Raw genomic sequence first — 17593 nt, forward strand, 5'->3', positions numbered from 1 at the left:
ATATAGGTTGTGATGTAATGATAAATGTTGATATTGCTATTATAGGTTCAGGAGTTGCTGCACTAAGGATGTATAAAGATGCTAGCGAACAAGGGTTTTCAACTTTGCTTATAGATATAGGGCCTCTTGGAGGAAGCTTATCATCTATTGGGGCTTTGTATAAGTTTCCCAAGATTCCAATACTGTTCGATTATGATATTAGAAAGTTGTTCGATAAATGTAATTTTATGTGCTATTCCACAAAGCTTTACACAATAAAAACAGGAAGTATTATAGATAAAATAAAGGGATTTGAAAAATTTGAGGCTCAACGTCTATGGATTTTTGAATTACTTAACAAAAAAGAGCTATGCTTTATCAATGATGTTATAAGCTGTATTATATCAACTTTAAAGCTTTCTCATGAATCGATTAAAAAAATTGAAGGTAATGTAAGAAGAATATATGTTGATTCAAGAACTATTATGTTATCAACAGGTCTTGTAATAAAATACAAAGAACTTGTGTATACATGGCCTTTAACCATGTTAGGGGATCTAATTGTTACAAAAAATAAGGAACTGAAACTTTTTTTAGATAAGTTAGTTAATGAGCTAAAATATTCATCACTATTTATACGTAGCTATATTGTTGAAGAAAGAAATGACAACGAAAATGTAATTAGTTTATATATTCATGCAACCAAAGCTTCAAGACTGCATACCATAATTAAGATACCTCTTGCTAAAAATACACACTTATTTTATGCAATAACAAGTTACTCTAAAAATTATCCTTTGTTGCCAGGAATTGGGGAAAAAATTGATTCGGAACTTAGGAAACATAAGCTTTTCACAAACATAACCAAAATACTAGAATTCAACAACATCAACATTGTTTATGGTGTACTTAACAAAATTGATAAAGAGCTTATTAACTTGATAAAAAATGCGTTACTGCCTTACAACATAAAGTTATTTGGGAGAGTAGCAGAATGGATAGAATATGATATCCCCACAATAATTTTTAAGTCTAGACCAGGTTAAAAACATCAATAATCGTTTTATGCACTTCCCCTTCCACGATAATCTTAAGTAATTTTCAGCATTTTTAACTCTGTGGAAAGAGTCAATCCTTTACATAAGTTAACAAGCTTTATTATATCTCATAGAGGCTGTTTTCGATTTAGCGATAAATTTAAATGCTTTTGATTGCTTCTAATTATTTGATAAGAAATCCTCTGTGATCCGCTATGCGGTGAGAGGGGGTGAGGGAGTGAGAGTTGTAGATGGGAGCCTTGTGGCGTTGGGCTCGACAGAGTCCCATGAGGCTTGGGTGAAGCTGGTGAACCCAAGCCTAGGGCCAACCCCACTCACGAAGTTAAAAGTGATTGAAACCAATTAAAAGTACCGTGAGTGGGGAAACGCCTATTAAACTCACTATCATTAGATTTCCATTTAAGAACTTTCTAACCTAATATGAATTACATAATGTTGGCTTAGTTAGAAATTTACAAGCTCTCTTATTAAATGCTATGGGCACTTGTATAGAGGATTTCGTCTCAATGGCTGTGAAATAGCTACCAGAAATAGGAGACTATACCTAGTCAACCAGGAGACAAGCTTTGTGGTGCTCACCAATACAGTCTTTGATGAGCCTATGAAAAGTGGGTGGGGTGCTGAGGAGGAAGCCAGTGCCCATAGTAATGGGCACTGACGACCACTTATTCACATTCCATCAACTAGTTAAAAACAATTTTAAATCCCAAAAACGACTTTACACACTCTAGTTGTTACTGTTTTTCTCAAAATCCTTATTTATTATTGTGATTAATGGCTTCAGGAAATATAATAACTAAAGAACTTAAGTGTTTAACTAGGTTAGACTAGGTTAGAGTATGTTGGTGTAAAAATGAAAATAGACTATATTAAAAAATGTAACGATCTTTGTGAAGATATTGTGAATTGTGATAACTGTGAAAATGATTTTTGTGAAAGTATTTGTGAAGATGTTGAAAGATACTGTGTAACTACATGTGTTGAACAACTTGAGAATCAATAGATATTTTATTACCTAACTCAACATAATCAATTTTTTCTGCTATTAACTGAGCTAATTGTATTACCTCTCTCAAAACATTGATTTCAATAAACAATTCGTCTTCAAACTCTTCTGCTTGTTTCAAAATCTTTATAAGTTTTGGTAATATGGCAAATGAAAATCTCTGAAATATTTTTATATCAGCTTTTGATAGCTTCTCCTTAACACCCATGTTTTTTAATTTGTTTAGCCAATACCTAGGCCTTAGACTTCTAAACTGTATTTTTATCAATGTTATATCCGGATCTTCTAAATCCTCAGATCCCTTAACTATGCTATCTATAATGGATTCTAGAACTTCTATACCGTATCTAAATTTATACCAATGTTGATTGCTAGTCTTATACGATGTTTCTATTATTCTGTATTCTTTTTCAAGTGTTTTTAGAAGAAGAGATGGGTTGTATGAATACCCCATTGAATTAAGCTTCTCTACAACACCTTTATAATCAAAATCACCCATGGAGTTGCTTCCACGCAGTTTATTTTCTCTTGCGACAGAGAGAGCTGCTTTCATAACTAAAACAAATTTTTGGCCATACCTATGAAAAGCATCTAAAATAGCAAGCCTAAGAGCATCAATGCTCATTTGTAAGTCTCACTTAAGTGTTTTTATTGCAAAGAAGACAAAAAGATTGCACAAAATAACTTCCATATTTCCTCTAACAAAACTGAAGTAGTAACAAGGTATTACATATGTTTAACCATATTCTCATAACACATCTACATTCATAAACTACGGTATTACACTTAATTAAATACATAAATTCAGTTGGGTAAGTTTATATCATGCATCTTTCAATACGGGGATAACTCATCATCCATATTTTAATAATAACTAAATAGTCTTTAAAGCTTAATTAGCTTAGAGGGTATTAATAAAAATGGGTTTAACAAGAATTGTTATGAACGCCTTTAAGTCTATGGGAAAACAAAATATCATTGATATTGCTAATCAATTATTAAAGTTAGATGAGGTTAGGAATGTTAATATAAAGGTTAATGACATAAATGCTGAAGTTGTTTCTGTTACAATTATTATTGAAGGGGTGAACCTGGATTTTGAAAAAATAAGAAGTGTTTTAGAAGATATGGGTATTGCCATACATAATGTTAGTGAAATTATAGCATCTAAGGAATGAACAAATCCTACGTTATGTAGGTGAAACGCAATAGCAAGTGCTATTTGCTCTATATGTGGAAGAAATAAAGCTATTTTCTATCAAAGACATACTGGTTTAAGACTTTGTAAGAAATGTTTTATTGAGGATGTTAAAAATAGGGTTTTAGAGCAAATTAGTAAGTATCAAATGATATTGCCTGGAGATACTGTATTGGTAGGGGTTTCAGGAGGTAAGGATAGCTATGTCTTATTAAAAATTTTAGCTGAGGTACATAATCCGTCAAAAATAATTGGATTAATGATTGATGAGAATATTCATGGATATAGCAGAGCCGATGTTTTTGACTTTTTGAAGAAAACATGCCATGATCTTGGTGTGGATTGCATAAATACAAGTATTAAGAAAGAGCTTGGCTATGGTGTAGATGATTTTATGTTAATGCAGATAAAGAAGTATAGCAGTATAAAAGTAAGTGCTTGTACTTTTTGTGGTATTGCAAGAAGAAGAATATTAAATGCTTATGCTAGGACATTTAATGTGAATAAAGTTGCTACAGGACATAATCTAGATGATGAAGTTCAAACATATTTGATAAACATATTGAGAGGTGATTTAATGAGACTTATACAACTACATCCATTGAGTATGACACATAGTAAATTACTTGTTAAGAGAATTAAACCAATCAGAGCCATATATGAATATGAAACATCGTTTATGGCGTATATAGAGAATTTTAAATTTCAGGAAACAGAATGTCCATATATTCTTCAAAGACCTACACTAAGAGCAAGAATACGTGAACTAATTAAAGATATTGAAAAATTCTATCCAGGTATTCAAATAAAGCTTTTGAAATATGTAGATGAAATTCTAGAGCCATTAGTTAAATCAACCAATACAAAACCAATAGAATTGCCACTATGCTCGAAATGTGGAGAACCAACATCGCCAGGCAGAATTATATGCAAATTCTGTGAATTAGTAAATGAGGTACTTAACATATAGATAAATGGATATAAATTTGGATATAAATTTTGCTCAACTAAAACGGGTATAATAAATAAAGCATTTAAAATACTATCTTTATATATAGCGTTTAGTGGTTGTGTGTTATGAGGATTAGAATAGAAGAGGAGCATAAAAATTCAACATTTGCTATAACTAGTTTAGTTGAAGATTATGTACTGCAAGGCCAAGGTTCTCAAGTAATATCAAAAACCACTTTTCCACGGTATAAACCATTTAGGGGTTATCTAATTGTAATTGTCTCAAGTAATAATAAAGTTAGTGACATTATAAAGTGGAAAGTAGCACTAAATAACATTGCTCTAACAAGAGAATTTAGACCACACATAGATGCAAAAATAAATGAAAAATTATACCAAGCCATATTTGTATACGAGGTTTCGAAAATACTATCATCAAATGGTTTAACATTTAAAATAAGCTATGAAGGAAAGGAACGAATAAAAATAGATGGGGCAGTTCTAATAACACTTCATCAATATGATGATGATAATACCTATTTGTTGTGTAATAGTGAAATTATCCCATTAATTGACTATTATGAGATGGAGCTTCCAACTCAGAAATATAAAGATTATAGAACAGCATACATACATATGGGGATTATAGCACAAAAACCATCGCAATTACACTTCATTGTTGATAGTAATCAAAACATATTGTTTCCCTTAGGGGAAGGCTTTAATTTCATTGAAACTAACATTCATGATGTTTCATCTCTAACTAAAATTAAGTTGAAGTGTGATAACGAGATGACAAGACATGTATTTAATTGTGTAGTATTCTCTTCGGCCTTGCAACCTGATATAATTTTAAATCATTATGAATTAAATGAAAATAACTTGAAGCTTCAAGTAAGAAATGTTGGAGCGTCTAGGGCTGATGCCGTTGAGGTGCTGATAATAAGAAGTGGTTGGGTTATGCAAAGACTTAGCTTAGGTACTATGAACTCTAATGAGGAAAAGTCTATAAATATTGTGTTGCCCAAAGATATAGCCAGAAAAGTTATGGTTAGGATACTTTGGCGAAAAGTATTAAGAACATTTGTAAGAGATTATCAAATTACTCTTTAGCTTGAGCTACAACTGCTATTCTTGCTGGTTTCGTTTTCCTAGCATTTACAATTTCCTTAATTTGATCTAGAAACAATTTAAGACTTTCAACATTTTCTTTATGCACACTTTTTCTTCTTGAATCAACTGGTATATTAAGTTGACGTGCAAGTTTATAATTCAAACCTACTTCTTTAAGCTCTCCTAGACTATATCCCCTTCCAATTTTGAATCCTAATTCAATTCCTCTATACTTGACTAATGCTACTTTTTTAACCTTTGGAGCTGGAACCTCAACAACAATGCAACATGTTTCACTATTCATAAATGCAAAACACCTATTTAACTTCGTCATTTCTATATTGTGTAGGATTTATAAGCTATTCTCAAGCATTGCTTTGACTTATGAACTTGTCTAATCCTATAGAAAGTTTTTTTGAGATGTAAGTGAAAAGCTCTTCAGCATTGTCTATAACATCCCTACTTATCTTTATTCTCTTACCACTGTTCATACTTGCTGACAAAAACTGTGTTAATTCGATGACTTTCCAGCTCTTCAAAGAATCTATTTTTATTGCTAATAATGCTTCACCACCAGCTCTTTTAGCAAACTCAATTGTTTTTAGGATTTGACTCATTTCTATGTAAACAGTTTTTGGTTCTTTACGTCTCTTTACCTCAAAAACAAATATCTTTGAATCTTTAATAGCAACAACATCAGGGTATATTCCTCTTTTTATCTTCGCTCCACTAGCAGGACCTCTTATAACTGCAAAACCCATTTTCCAAAGCTTTTTAACAAGTTCACGTTCAGCACTAGTACCGCTACTTCTAATCTTTTTCACATTATTATTTGACATAGTATAACTCCAAAAACAGTGTTTAAGAGAGTTTCAGGTCTACGTCAAATCCAATTTTATCTAGTCTTTTCCTAATTTTTCTCAATATTTTTAAGGTGTTAGAATTATAGAAAGATCGTGGTATGGATATAACAACAGTTTTACCAGTTACATCAACATTGGCATAGGGCATGAGCTTTTTCACAATATTTGCAGCATTATCAGCAGCAATTTCGCTACGTATCTTCTTAACAGGTACAACAACGGTTTGTTCACCAAACACATATATCTCATACTCTAATTCGTTTGTTAAAAAATCTCTTACTTCAACAACAGGTCTTGCCAAGTCTGCTTCTCTTAAACCTGTAGGTAAACGAACTGTAAGTGTGAGTTCATATACCTTTGACACACGACCCTTATCTATGAATATCACGGTATCTATTATACTTGGTATCATACCTATATCGACACGTCTAATAAATCTTTGGATAGCGTCTATAGGTGATGTTGCGTGAACAACTCCTATCATACCTATTCCAGCTAAACGCAAATCAGTGTATATCATGAAGTCCTCATCATCCCTCATTTCATCAAAAACTGTATAGTCAGGACGGCTTAGCAAAAGAAGATCGTGAAGATCTTTTGATGAGGCATAATGTTTTGAGTATTGTGCAACTGTTTGAGGAAGTCTCATGTCTCTAGGAGACTCAATTGTTTTAACAATTTTACCCATTCTTGCATAGTACTCTGCTAGTGCTTGAGCAAATGTTGTTTTTCCCATGCCAGGTGCTCCTGCAATCAATATTCCCTCTGCTTTTTCATTCAATCTCCTCACTAGTTTGTCTGGCAAGTTATAGTCTTCTAGCCTTAGTCTTGCAATAGGCTTTGTAATAGTCATTTCATATGCTAATGAAATTGGAGGAGTTACAATCACTATTCTATAATCTTTTAACTGTACAATCATTAAACCTTGTCTCTCAATTTCAATAACGCCTTCCCCATTTCTAGCCCTTCTAACCACTTCCTCAATAAGCATTTCTATTTCAGCTTTAGCCATAGGCTTATCGGTAACATAAACAAGTCTCCATTCACCTGGCTTCCCCTTTTTAGCCATGATAGGCGCTCCCTCCTTTATGTGCAAACTCAAAGTCTCTTCATCAACATATTTTTCAAACCAGAGTCCAGCTCCCTCTACATTCTCAACAAACAATACGTCTATGCCCATAGCCTTGCAAACAGCTTTTTGCAGAGGATCACTTGTAACTACTTTACCGCCTAGTCTTCTAGCCAAATCCTTTACAATGCTATTGAGCATATCTTGGTTAAGCTCCTCTGTCTCTCTAACTCCACCTTCAACAATTTCTATTGAAACCCCTGTTTCCTCTACACTATAATTTCTTAGTTCAGATAACTCCTGTAAACCGATATATCCAACAGCACTGCCACCTCTAGCCATGAACTCAAAATATCTTACAAGCTCCTTAGGTATTACAATCTTTCCTCTAATCAAACCCTTTTTTATCATGTCAGATAAGCTTCTTGTAGTTAGTGCTGAAATATCAGGAATGTAAACATCTTCAAAAGCTATTTTAACCATTTCATCAAACCACGTATAATCCCATAATAATTATTGACACGTTGCTATAAATTCTCTTAGAGAGGCTTAAAAGTTGATTACACAGTTTAAGAATAAGAAAGTCTTTATTACCAATGCTTGTATTGATGAACTAGCTAAAACCTTAATCCAAGGTTCTTCAATCTTTCGTATATATGCAATGATTCATCCTGAAATAGCTCAATAGCATTTCTTAGTTTGTTTTTATCAATTTTTATATCATTCTTTTTTGCAAGTTCTATTACCATAGATAATTTTGCTAAATCCTGATTTGAACCTCTTCTTGCTTTTAATACCATCCAACACTCTTTTGATATACAGGAAATTTTTTCTCCACTTATTTCATATTCCTGTTTGCATAATTCTATTAGTTCTTGTGGTATGTAAAAATCCATGATATTTTCAAATAACTCTACAACTACTTCTTCATCATTTACAGTCATTGTTATTGATGGTGTTCCCAGTGTTGTTACCCCTATACTCCAGCCTTTTTCCCTAGCTATCTCATTTATCTTATTAGCTTCTAGTAACGGACTTGTGGAAGTTACAAAAAGATCTATATCTCCTTCAAAAGTCTTATTTCCCATTTCCATATTTAAGCATGTATCTCCTATTATTATTCCTTCAATGCCTTCATTGGAAAGCTCTTTAAGAGCTCTGACTATGTGTTTTAATGTATATTGCGTATATCATCCCCAACTCTATTTCTTCATAGCCACTTGTTTCTTCTTAAATCTGAGATTTGTACTTCTACATCTCCTACATCTCGTAGCAGTTGGCGGATTCAAGGCTCCACATCTGCGACATACTTTCTTATTTAAAATCCTCGCTTCTACGATCTTCATCAACTCTGGATCTGATACAGGCATTTAAATGCACCACATACTTTACCTTATAAACATGCTTCATATAAGCTCTAAAACGTTTTAAATTTATAAGCTAAACGTACAGCACATTACATAGGAGTAAACATTTTAGAAGAGATACATTATTGTGCTGAGTGGTATAACAATGAAAATACCCCTCGACACAATATGTGTTAAAAGTGGTGTTTTATGTCCTCGCTGCAGAAAACTCGTAGATAGCGGTACTTACACATTACGTGAAGTGGAGATAATGAAACAGTTACTTGAGTTAGAAGAACAAGACCCGAATTATAGATTCCTTAAAGATGTTACATATGTGAAAAGCTATGAAACAAATTCAATTATTGTAACAATATTAGATGTTGATGACTCAATTCCTCAATCAATGTTAATAAGACTTGGAAAAACTTTAAGTGAAAAAATAGGACTGAGGGTTCGTGTAATAAGAAAGTCCGATCCAAAAACATTAATAGCACAAATAATAGCACCTGCAAGAATCCATGGAGTTAATAGTGTGTGGACTCCAGATGGCGATGTGCAACACATAATCAGAATCTCTAGATATGATGCAAGGTTTTTACCTGTTGAAGTTAAAGAGTTGGAACAGCTTCTTTCAACAATATTTCATGAGAATTACAGAATCAAAATATATTGAAGGTTAAAGCCGCGGCCGGGATTTGAACCCGGGACCTCCGCCTTACCAGGGCGGCGCTCTACCAGGCTGAGCTACCGCGGCTTTTTCTTCGCATAATGGGTCTTAGTAACTTATAGTATATAAGTGTTTTTGTTCAACCAATTACTGAACACAGAGTTGAAATGAATTGCTGCATTTCAGCATCCATAGCTTACCTCTTTTTGCTATAACGCAAAAGGAGAGTTAGTTTCTTCTGCTACAGAGAATTGTTTTGATGTATCAGGCTTTCAGCACTATTTATTAAATCCTTTTCATATGTAACTGAATGGTACAGGTTTTTGTCTCTAATTAGATTTATACATTCTTCCTCAACTGGGTGAAGCTTCTTTGCAGGTATTATTAGTGTGTATAGCGTGTTTTCGTTAAATGTTTTTTTCATAGCTTCTTCTACACTTAATACAAAAACCTTTTGTTTACGGCTAAACGCATCTGCTATTACTATCACAATATCTTCATTTGCTAGAACCTTTTCCCCAAGTCCTTTCTGTATATTCATTATCAATTCTATACCTTCATTCGGTTTCATATAATATTTTTTCTCCACATCTATTTCTAACAGAAAAAGTGTGTGCAAGTTTTGTTCACGATTCATTTTTAAAACAGTGAATGGATATTCGTATACTACACCATTTTTGCTACTTACAATGGTAGCTACTTTGCCAAATCTATAGATCTGTAGACATGATATTGAGATAGCTGTATTGAATATCGATGTTGCAGGCGAGACGTCAACTTCAACACCTTTTTTCAATGCTTCAACAATTATGATACTATGTGTAGTTGCAATTAATGGATCTCCAACAACAGCAATACATACATCCTTTTTCATTGCCTCGTTTACCACATTCTCTATGGCAGAACCCTCTAACATGTATCTTTTAGCAATAATCACATCTTTCTTCATATTTAACAATGTTTTTACAAGAATGTTTATATCAGGAAACCATACACTTGTATATGCATCTACAAAGATTTTGTCGCATAGTAAAAGTAATTTTTTCAAATTGCCCAATGGTATGGAATCTATTGATAGACCCAAACCAATAAGTCTTAGCATTAACCCAAACCCTTTTCCCTAATTAATTTCATGACCTTGTCCCAAACATTGAAAAGAGCATACAATCGCTTAACATGGTATTTTCTTGGAAGCTTTGGAATTATACTATTCTCGATTTGGAAAACTGGTATAGATTGCTTATTGCCTAGAATAACCCTTGGAGCAGTATGAGGATCTACTTCAATGATTCTTATATCATCAACAAACATCGCTATTTCATATGGTCTTACATATCTTTCTATTTCATTCATTATGTTCCTAAGTTTTTTAATACCTTCATCATTTTCTAGATCAAGTGCAGTATTACTAAATTTTGATTCTTCTAACACAACCTTGTATCCTCTTCTAAATAGAAATGCTCTAATCAACTCTTTTACTTCTTGAGGTGTTGAAGAGGCTTTATATAATCTTGTTATTAGTCCTGTTAGCCAATCGTCGTGCCATAGAACAATATCACCACTTTCTACAAGCCTTTTTAAATCATCTTCACTTTTTGGCAATAGAGTGTCATTGCTATATCTATACAAAACTTCATATATACTTCTAAGCAGTGTTTCATAACCAACTACTGTTTTGTGATAGTACACTGTTTTATACATGTGCATTCTAGCTAAGTAGAAATTTTCAAGAGCATCAATACCTTTATCAAGTATAGCAATATTTCCATCACCATCAACAACAAGTGTAGATATTATTCTCTGTAAATCTATCATTCCATATGTTACACCAGTATGTGTAGCATCTCTTATTAAATAATCCATTCTATCGACATCAATATCGCTGGAAAGTAGTTGATTGTATAAAGGCTCTTTATATCTTCCTTCTATTATTGCTGTTATGGTTTTAGGATCATAGCCAAAATAGTTTAGAATATCCCTAATCTCACTTTCTAGTATAATCATTCTAGTGATTTCCTCATGTCCTATGCCAAGCAAATCTTTGTAGAAAGGCTCAATAGCATGGCTAAACGGTGTATGACCTATATCATGAAGAAGAGCTGCTAATCTCAAAATTTGTACATCTTCAAAAGAATGTATATAACCTAGTTCAGCAAGTTTTTCTGCGACTAATCCCATGAGATGTGTGGTGCCAAGGCTATGACTAAAACGCGTATGAGTAGCTCCTGGATAAACATACCATGCTACTGCCAATTGCTTTATGAATCTAAGTCGTTGAAAGTAGGGAGTGTCAACAATTTTAATTTCAACATCGCTTAAGTCTATATATCCATGAACCTCATCATAAATCTTCTTCACACTAAAGCCACTTACTGATTTACTTCTATACCTATGCACATTTTACACCAAGGCACTTTACAATCGAAAAACTGTTTTTGGTAAACAGCTAAGTAAATCTATATGCAAAATCCATATCTCTTAACAATGTTTAATAACCTTTCAACAATATCCATAGAAACATTCTTTTTTCTCGAAAACTCATCAACAACATTATCTGGAGCTGGATAAACATCAGTACAAAGCATAATCAGACTTGCCACAAGCTCTAAAACACGATGATCTAATTGACCAATCTCATGTTTTGCATCTAGCAACATGTTTTCAACTTTTCGAATTGCTATATCCTCTGATTCATCTAGCTCAATATCTTGCACATCACCTAGATGCTGAAATACGTGGTGATAGTAATTTTGAAGACCCTTTGAATAAGGGCCTCTTGACAACCATTCAAACTTAAATCCATAGTCTAGCCCCCCAACTTTTTGAATTAAATAACCTAGTTTTTGAACTACAATTTTGAATTCCATTGAATCTTCAGAGAAATTTTTTACAACATCAAAATCCTTAATAATCTTGGCAATTAATACCGCAATTCTCTTTTTATTACCATTCATAAAATAAACCTTCACTTACTACATCTAAGTTATGAAAATAATATATGCACGGAGGGATAACCGAAACAAAACATGTGAGCTATGAAAATTGGTGGACCGGCCGGGATTTGAACCCGGGACCTCTCGGATGCCAACCGAGCGCTCTTCCAGCTGAGCTACCGGCCCATGTACACAACAGTTTTTAATTATATAAACGCTGGTTAAAAAGCGTATAATGTGCATGTAGAGAATGATCAGCCAAAGGGGTCGCATCATCTCTTTCTATTAGGCCTGCGTTTATCATCATCTATTTTGTGTTGCTTGTCATAGTAATCCTATTGATTGCTTTATAAGCTTTGTGTTATCAGAAACAAAATCTATGTTGCAAAGAGTTCAGTTTAAAGCATGATTGTTTAGTTTTTCTATGTTCTAGGAAAAGTTCTTGCCAAGAGCTTAGAACTTATAAAAATATTTTAGGAAGTATTATAATCTATGCTGATTGTCTATAGATTTGGGTAGCTAGACTATGGAGACAAGATACAAAAATGTTATGTGTGGTGAAATTACAAAAGAGTTTAGAGGAAAGGAAGTGGTAATTGCTGGATGGGTTCATCAGATAAGGGATCTTGGTGGGAAAAAATTCATAGTTATTAGAGATTCTAGTGGTGTTGTGCAGGTTACTATATCAAAAGATGCTGCATCAAAGAATTTACTTAGTGTTGTTGAGGAGCTAACCTTTGAATCTGTTGTGCAGATAAGGGGTGTTGTTAAAGAGGATCCAAGAGCACCAAGAGGAGTTGAAATAGTGCCTCATGAAATCAAGTTACTTAGTGTTGCAAAAAAGCCACTACCTTTGGATATCAGTGGTAAGGTTCCTGCAGACATTGATACAAGACTTAGGGAAAGGGTTTTAGATTTGAGAAGAACTGAGATGAGAGCTATTGTTAAAATAGGTGACACAGTTTTGAAGACCATTAGAGAGGTGTTGCGAAGTCTTGGATTTGTTGAGGTTTTCACACCAAAAATAATAGCCTCTGCAACTGAGGGTGGGGCAAGCCTGTTTCCAGTGATATATTTTGGTAAAGAGGCTTTTCTTGCCCAAAGTCCTCAGCTTTATAAGGAGTTGTTGGCAGCATCACTTGAGAGAGTATTTGAAATAGCACCTGCTTGGAGAGCTGAGGAAAGTGATACTCCATATCATTTAGCTGAGTTTATTAGTATAGATATTGAAGCAGCGTTTATGAATTATGAGGATGTTATGAAAATTCTTGAAAAGGTTATATATGAAGTTGTAAAAGCTGTTAAGCAAGAAAATGAATATGAGCTCAAGGTATTAAACTATATACCACCTGATGTTTCCTTGCCTTTACCAAGAATAAAATATATTGATGCTGTGAAAATGCTTAGAGACAGGGGTGTAGCGATAGAACCTGGTGAAGACTTGTCAACAACGCATCTAAGAATTTTGAGTGAAGTCATCGAATCTCCTCTATACTTTGTTACAGAGTTTCCAACGAAAATCAGAGCTTTTTATACAAAACCAAAAGATGATGATCCTACCTATAGTGAAAGCTTTGACTTAGTGTGGAAACACCTAGAACTTGCTTCTGGTAGCTCAAGAATTCATCAAAAAGAACTGTTAATAGAGGCATTGAAAGAGCGTGGATTAAATGTTGAAAGCTTTAGCTTCTTCCTAAAATGGTTTGACTATGGAATGCCTCCGCATGCTGGCTGGGGCATGGGATACTCTAGGCTGCTTTTAATGCTTACTGGAAGAAGCAGTGTCAAAGAGGTAACATTATTCCCAAGAGATAAGAAAAGGCTTATTCCCTAGGTATATAACATTGGATTGCAACGAATTATCTCCCTTAATAATATTGTTGCATAGGAGCCTGGTGAAAGATTAAATGTGAGTATAAGTTCATTTTTATTGTATCTATAGTTAAGGTTTGTAGCTAAAGCGATAGAGTCTCTGTAATCACCTGAAAAACATAGCTGGTTCAGCTTTCTCAAACAAAACTTTTCTAGTGTGATACCCTCTATCTCCATAACCTCATCTAAAAACCTTCTAATATTTTCATTAACTTGTGTGTTATATCCTGGCAGGGGCACATATCTATATTCCTTTTTTAAAACATGAAAAGCATCTTTAATATTCTTTGTCTCTACAATGCTAAGCCATATTGATGATAAAATTCTATTGAATAGATAAGCCTGATAAGCATGAGTAAACAACCTTATAATTTTGCCATATAACACATGTTTTAGCAATTGACCAAGCTTTTTCTCGATGTCATGCAACTCTAAACTGCATATCAATTTCTCTAAGCTTTCAACAAATCCCTTTGGTGATTTTCCAAAGTTTATGCACAACACATTAAAAAATTTTTCAAAGTCTTCATTAATTAAAGCCTTACCTAAAATGTGTGTAACAGGTTTTCTGCTACCAAATCTTTGATACCCGAAGAAATTAAGAAATTGATTGTTATGTTCCCTAAGCAAGTTTATTGTCCTTGAAAACTCCTCCAGAAAGCTACTCGACTTTATCGAAAGTATAATATTGAATTCATTCATGTCATGCATTAAAACAGGCTTAATCTTATCACAAAACCATGCATATGCTTCGAAGCTGGCATCCTCATAAACTACTTTAAAACTAGGCCTAGGATCTCTACATCCACGTAACAACACTACTTGGTATGCTATTGCATGAGCATCTTTTAATCCAAGTAAGTCAAAGTCTTTACATCTAAAACTTTTCCTTAGAATTTGTCCTAGCGAGAAAGAGTCAATGTTTCTCTTCTTAACAACATAAGCACAGTAGTTGTTGTAATCATCTCTACTAAATTGTGCAACCCTTCCTTCTTTCTGTAGTTCATAAAATAGTTCTCTCAAATTAATGGAGTTAACATACTCTGTTACCACAAATCCCTCGGGTCTTCTAATTTCTACACATTCACTATTAAAACAATTATTTTGCGATGGATATGTATATACATGAAGACCAAGTAATATGTCGAGCATGTATTTCGATGAAAAACTCATAGAAGAACCTTCAGCATATTGTTATAGAAGTGGCAAATTCCCAGTTATTTTATCTATAAGCTCTGCAGGAGCTGGTCCAAGACCTAGTGCTGTAATTGTTCCTGGTTCTAGTTGTGTTAATCCTGCATCAGCTATGATAACAGTGTTTATTCCCATTTCCTCAGCCATTTTCTTTATCTGTAGTAATTCTTCAAGACTTTTGACTTTAACTACTATCTTTTTCTGTCCCTGTCTCCTCCACACATTAAGCATATCAACACAAGTTTTTTTCTCAAGACATTGAAAAACAGCTTCAACAGCTGCATGAGCAACTTGTGTTGCTAACTTACCTTTCCCCATTTTAATATCTGTTCTAACCACAATTACTTGTTTCACTTCAATCATTTTGATATCCACATTTGTTGCAGCTATACTGTTTAATTGCAAAGAATTAATAGGCTTTTAAATCTGTGTGTTTAGGAGATATTCACAGCAAATTTTAATTAAGACAAGGTGAATAGTGCTGGCAATTGCTGTTACAAAAATTGTGCTTTATGAAATAGCTGGTGCAAGAATATGCTCAAGTTGTAAAAAGCCTATTGCACCAGATGAAAAAGCTGTTAGTTTTAGATGTCCAAATTGTGGTGCTGTAACTATATGGCGATGCTATAAATGTAGAACCATGGGAGTTCCATACAAGTGTCCAAATTGTGGATTTGAAGGACCTTAAATGGTGGGATTGCATATGGCTGGTAATGTTATAGTTGTTGTGAGAGCTTTTCCAAAAGAGGTAATGAATGATTTTACAGCATTGCTTGATAAAATACGTATGAAAATTAAGGGAAGTGCATATGAATTAGCGAAATGGGAATCAGTGGATATAGCCTTTGGATATAAGGCACTTGATCTCTATTTTATAATGCCTGAAGATATTGAGGGTGGAACAGAGAATCTCGAAGAACTCATAAAAAGTGTTGATGATATAGACAATGTTGAGGTAGTATACATTACTAGAATAGGTGCATAAAATGGGGAGTTTCTGTAAATGTTTATAAAAAGAAGAATACAACAAAAAATACTGGATTATATAAAAGAAAATGGTAAAGCTGAAGATAAGGAGCTGCTGGAGTATTTAAAGAAGGAAGCTGAAATTTCATATAATGAGCTGCTAAATCTTGTAATGTATCTAGAGATAGAAGGTTTTATAGAAGTTAGAAGACAAAAAGATGGTTTAGTAGTAATACCAAAACAAGCAGCAAAAAAGATAGTAGCATAACAAGTTTTAATCTTCTACAGCAAAAATTTTTTGGAAATAATGTATGGGTGTTAATTTAAAGGATTTAATTCCACCTAACTGCAAAACTGAAGTAAGTGATTTGAGGCAATTAGCTCGAAAAATTGTAGCATTTGATGCTTATAATGCTTTATACCAGTTTCTAGCTGCCATTAGACAACCAGATGGAACACCTTTAATGGATTCAAAATCTAGAGTAACAAGTCATTTAAGTGGACTTTTCTATAGAACTATAAATCTTGTTGAAAATGGTATAAAACCTGTTTATGTATTTGATGGAAAACCACCTGAAATTAAAAGAATTGAGTTGGAAAGAAGAAAAGTAAGGAAAGAGAAAGCACAGAAGTTGGCTGAAAAAGCATATGAGGAGGGGGCTATAGAGGAGGCTGCAAAGTATGTTGTACAGGCAATTAATCTTGAAAGTCCTATGGTTAAAGATGCAAAAGATCTTCTAGAGGCTATGGGAATGCCATATGTTCAAGCATCTGAAGAGGGAGAAGCACAAGCTGCGTATCTAGCCAAGAAGGGTTTAAGCTGGGCTACTGCAAGCCAAGACTATGATTCTCTTCTCTTTGGATCTCCAAGACTAGTTAGAAATCTTACTATAACTGGAAGAAGAAAACTGCCAGGTAGAGAAGTTTATGTTGAGATAAAACCAGAGATAATAGAGCTAAATACATTACTAAAAGCGTTGGGGATAACAAGAGAACAGCTAATAGATATTGCAATATTAATAGGAACAGATTATAACCCAGATGGGGTTGAGGGAATAGGGCCCAAAACAGCTTTACAAATAATTAAAATGCATGGCTCTTTAGAAAAAGCATTAAAGTTTTTACCCCAAGCCAAGTTCCCTGAAGACCCACTGAAAATACGAAGCTATTTCCTCAATCCTCCTGTAAATGAAAATGTTGATATTGAGTGGAGAGAGCCTGACAAAAATAAAATTATTCAAATTTTGGTTAAAGAGCATGATTTTTCTATGGACAGAGTTGAGAATGCTATTAAAAGACTTGAGAAAGGGTATAGAGAGTTTATAAAATCGAGCACTACAAGTTTAGATCTCTGGTTCAAGAAATAACATGGTGA

21 protein-coding genes and 2 tRNA genes are annotated in these 17593 nt (G+C 33.7%); 10 read left to right on the top strand and 13 right to left on the bottom strand.

The window, feature by feature from the left end:
• Window positions 1-17 precede the first annotated feature (17 nt).
• On the top strand, window positions 18-1025 hold the full coding sequence (locus QPL79_RS00120) for a hypothetical protein (protein WP_285272765.1): 1008 nt from the start codon (window positions 18-20) through the stop codon (window positions 1023-1025).
• A gap of 983 nt (window positions 1026-2008) precedes the next feature.
• Here the strand turns inward: QPL79_RS00120 and QPL79_RS00125 are convergent.
• The gene (locus QPL79_RS00125; protein ID WP_285272766.1) at window positions 2009-2668 is read right to left on the bottom strand and encodes a hypothetical protein; all 660 of its coding nucleotides are present in this window, start codon (window positions 2666-2668) and stop codon (window positions 2009-2011) included.
• A 295-nt stretch (window positions 2669-2963) separates the two neighbouring features.
• On the opposite strand from QPL79_RS00125, the gene QPL79_RS00130 reads away from it, so the two are divergent.
• The 3 genes from QPL79_RS00130 (at window position 2964) to QPL79_RS00140 (ending at window position 5305) form a co-directional block, all read left to right on the top strand.
• Window positions 2964-3221, top strand: coding sequence for a DUF211 domain-containing protein (locus QPL79_RS00130; RefSeq protein ID WP_285272767.1), 258 nt, complete (start codon window positions 2964-2966; stop codon window positions 3219-3221).
• A 51-nt stretch (window positions 3222-3272) separates the two neighbouring features.
• A complete protein-coding gene (locus QPL79_RS00135) occupies window positions 3273-4211 on the top strand; it encodes a TIGR00269 family protein (RefSeq protein WP_498371504.1) in 939 nt (312 codons plus the stop codon).
• Between the two features lie 107 nt (window positions 4212-4318).
• Window positions 4319-5305, top strand: coding sequence for a hypothetical protein (locus QPL79_RS00140; protein WP_285272769.1), 987 nt, complete (start codon window positions 4319-4321; stop codon window positions 5303-5305).
• On the opposite strand, the gene QPL79_RS00145 is transcribed toward QPL79_RS00140, so the two are convergent.
• The 5 genes from QPL79_RS00145 to QPL79_RS00165 form a co-directional block, all read right to left on the bottom strand.
• Window positions 5295-5609 (bottom strand): ribosomal protein L13e, encoded by a 315-nt coding sequence (locus QPL79_RS00145; RefSeq protein WP_285272770.1) that lies wholly within the window; start codon window positions 5607-5609, stop codon window positions 5295-5297. The two genes, QPL79_RS00140 and QPL79_RS00145, sit on opposite strands and share 11 nt — an antisense overlap.
• A gap of 61 nt (window positions 5610-5670) precedes the next feature.
• Window positions 5671-6144 carry a Holliday junction resolvase Hjc gene (gene hjc, locus QPL79_RS00150; RefSeq protein ID WP_285272771.1) on the bottom strand — a complete coding sequence of 158 codons (474 nt, stop codon included), beginning with the start codon at window positions 6142-6144 and terminating at the stop codon, window positions 5671-5673.
• A gap of 22 nt (window positions 6145-6166) precedes the next feature.
• The gene (locus QPL79_RS00155; RefSeq protein ID WP_285272772.1) at window positions 6167-7720 is read right to left on the bottom strand and encodes an ATPase, T2SS/T4P/T4SS family; all 1554 of its coding nucleotides are present in this window, start codon (window positions 7718-7720) and stop codon (window positions 6167-6169) included.
• Window positions 7721-7854: 134 nt separating this feature from the next.
• The gene (locus QPL79_RS00160; RefSeq protein WP_285273388.1) at window positions 7855-8403 is read right to left on the bottom strand and encodes a nucleotidyltransferase; all 549 of its coding nucleotides are present in this window, start codon (window positions 8401-8403) and stop codon (window positions 7855-7857) included.
• Between the two features lie 36 nt (window positions 8404-8439).
• Window positions 8440-8607: a 50S ribosomal protein L40e gene (locus QPL79_RS00165; RefSeq protein ID WP_285272773.1), complete on the bottom strand. Its 168-nt coding sequence runs from the start codon at window positions 8605-8607 to the stop codon at window positions 8440-8442.
• A 142-nt stretch (window positions 8608-8749) separates the two neighbouring features.
• On the opposite strand from QPL79_RS00165, the gene QPL79_RS00170 reads away from it, so the two are divergent.
• Window positions 8750-9259, top strand: a complete 510-nt coding sequence (locus tag QPL79_RS00170; RefSeq protein WP_285272774.1) for a transcription elongation factor — start codon at window positions 8750-8752, stop codon at window positions 9257-9259.
• A gap of 7 nt (window positions 9260-9266) precedes the next feature.
• On the opposite strand, the gene QPL79_RS00175 is transcribed toward QPL79_RS00170, so the two are convergent.
• The 5 genes from QPL79_RS00175 to QPL79_RS00195 all read right to left on the bottom strand — a co-directional run bounded on the left by QPL79_RS00175 (window position 9267) and on the right by QPL79_RS00195 (window position 12372).
• Window positions 9267-9340, bottom strand: a tRNA-Thr gene (locus QPL79_RS00175).
• 154 nt (window positions 9341-9494) lie between these two features.
• Window positions 9495-10355, bottom strand: a complete 861-nt coding sequence (gene dph5, locus QPL79_RS00180; protein WP_285272775.1) for a diphthine synthase — start codon at window positions 10353-10355, stop codon at window positions 9495-9497.
• Window positions 10355-11650 (bottom strand): HD domain-containing protein, encoded by a 1296-nt coding sequence (locus QPL79_RS00185; RefSeq protein WP_285272776.1) that lies wholly within the window; start codon window positions 11648-11650, stop codon window positions 10355-10357. The genes dph5 and QPL79_RS00185 overlap by 1 nt, the downstream gene beginning before the upstream one ends.
• A gap of 59 nt (window positions 11651-11709) precedes the next feature.
• Window positions 11710-12207: a hypothetical protein gene (locus QPL79_RS00190; RefSeq protein WP_285272777.1), complete on the bottom strand. Its 498-nt coding sequence runs from the start codon at window positions 12205-12207 to the stop codon at window positions 11710-11712.
• An 89-nt stretch (window positions 12208-12296) separates the two neighbouring features.
• Window positions 12297-12372 (bottom strand) — tRNA-Ala (locus QPL79_RS00195).
• A 340-nt stretch (window positions 12373-12712) separates the two neighbouring features.
• Here QPL79_RS00195 and aspS point away from each other — a divergent pair.
• Window positions 12713-14020, top strand: a complete 1308-nt coding sequence (aspS, locus tag QPL79_RS00200) for an aspartate--tRNA(Asn) ligase (protein ID WP_285272778.1) — start codon at window positions 12713-12715, stop codon at window positions 14018-14020.
• Here aspS and truD read toward each other — a convergent pair.
• Together truD and pth2 are read right to left on the bottom strand one after the other, a co-directional pair.
• A complete protein-coding gene (gene truD / locus QPL79_RS00205; protein WP_285272779.1) occupies window positions 14017-15231 on the bottom strand; it encodes a tRNA pseudouridine(13) synthase TruD in 1215 nt (404 codons plus the stop codon). The genes aspS and truD overlap by 4 nt on opposite strands.
• A 21-nt stretch (window positions 15232-15252) precedes the next feature.
• A complete protein-coding gene (gene pth2 / locus QPL79_RS00210; protein WP_285272780.1) occupies window positions 15253-15615 on the bottom strand; it encodes a peptidyl-tRNA hydrolase Pth2 in 363 nt (120 codons plus the stop codon).
• 115 nt (window positions 15616-15730) lie between these two features.
• On the opposite strand from pth2, the gene QPL79_RS00215 reads away from it, so the two are divergent.
• The 4 genes from QPL79_RS00215 to fen are packed head-to-tail and all read left to right on the top strand — an operon-like array spanning window position 15731 to window position 17585.
• Window positions 15731-15940: a zinc finger domain-containing protein gene (locus tag QPL79_RS00215; protein ID WP_438839343.1), complete on the top strand. Its 210-nt coding sequence runs from the start codon at window positions 15731-15733 to the stop codon at window positions 15938-15940.
• A 15-nt stretch (window positions 15941-15955) separates the two neighbouring features.
• Window positions 15956-16237 carry an elongation factor 1-beta gene (locus QPL79_RS00220; RefSeq protein WP_285272781.1) on the top strand — a complete coding sequence of 94 codons (282 nt, stop codon included), beginning with the start codon at window positions 15956-15958 and terminating at the stop codon, window positions 16235-16237.
• Window positions 16238-16255: 18 nt separating this feature from the next.
• Window positions 16256-16486 (top strand): hypothetical protein, encoded by a 231-nt coding sequence (locus QPL79_RS00225; protein WP_285272782.1) that lies wholly within the window; start codon window positions 16256-16258, stop codon window positions 16484-16486.
• Window positions 16487-16529: 43 nt separating this feature from the next.
• The gene (gene fen, locus QPL79_RS00230) at window positions 16530-17585 is read left to right on the top strand and encodes a flap endonuclease-1 (RefSeq protein WP_285272783.1); all 1056 of its coding nucleotides are present in this window, start codon (window positions 16530-16532) and stop codon (window positions 17583-17585) included.
• The last annotated feature ends 8 nt before the right edge of the window (window positions 17586-17593 follow it).

It is taken from the genome of Ignisphaera cupida, from assembly GCF_030186535.1.
In the GTDB taxonomy this organism is placed as follows: domain Archaea; phylum Thermoproteota; class Thermoprotei_A; order Sulfolobales; family Ignisphaeraceae; genus Ignisphaera; species Ignisphaera cupida.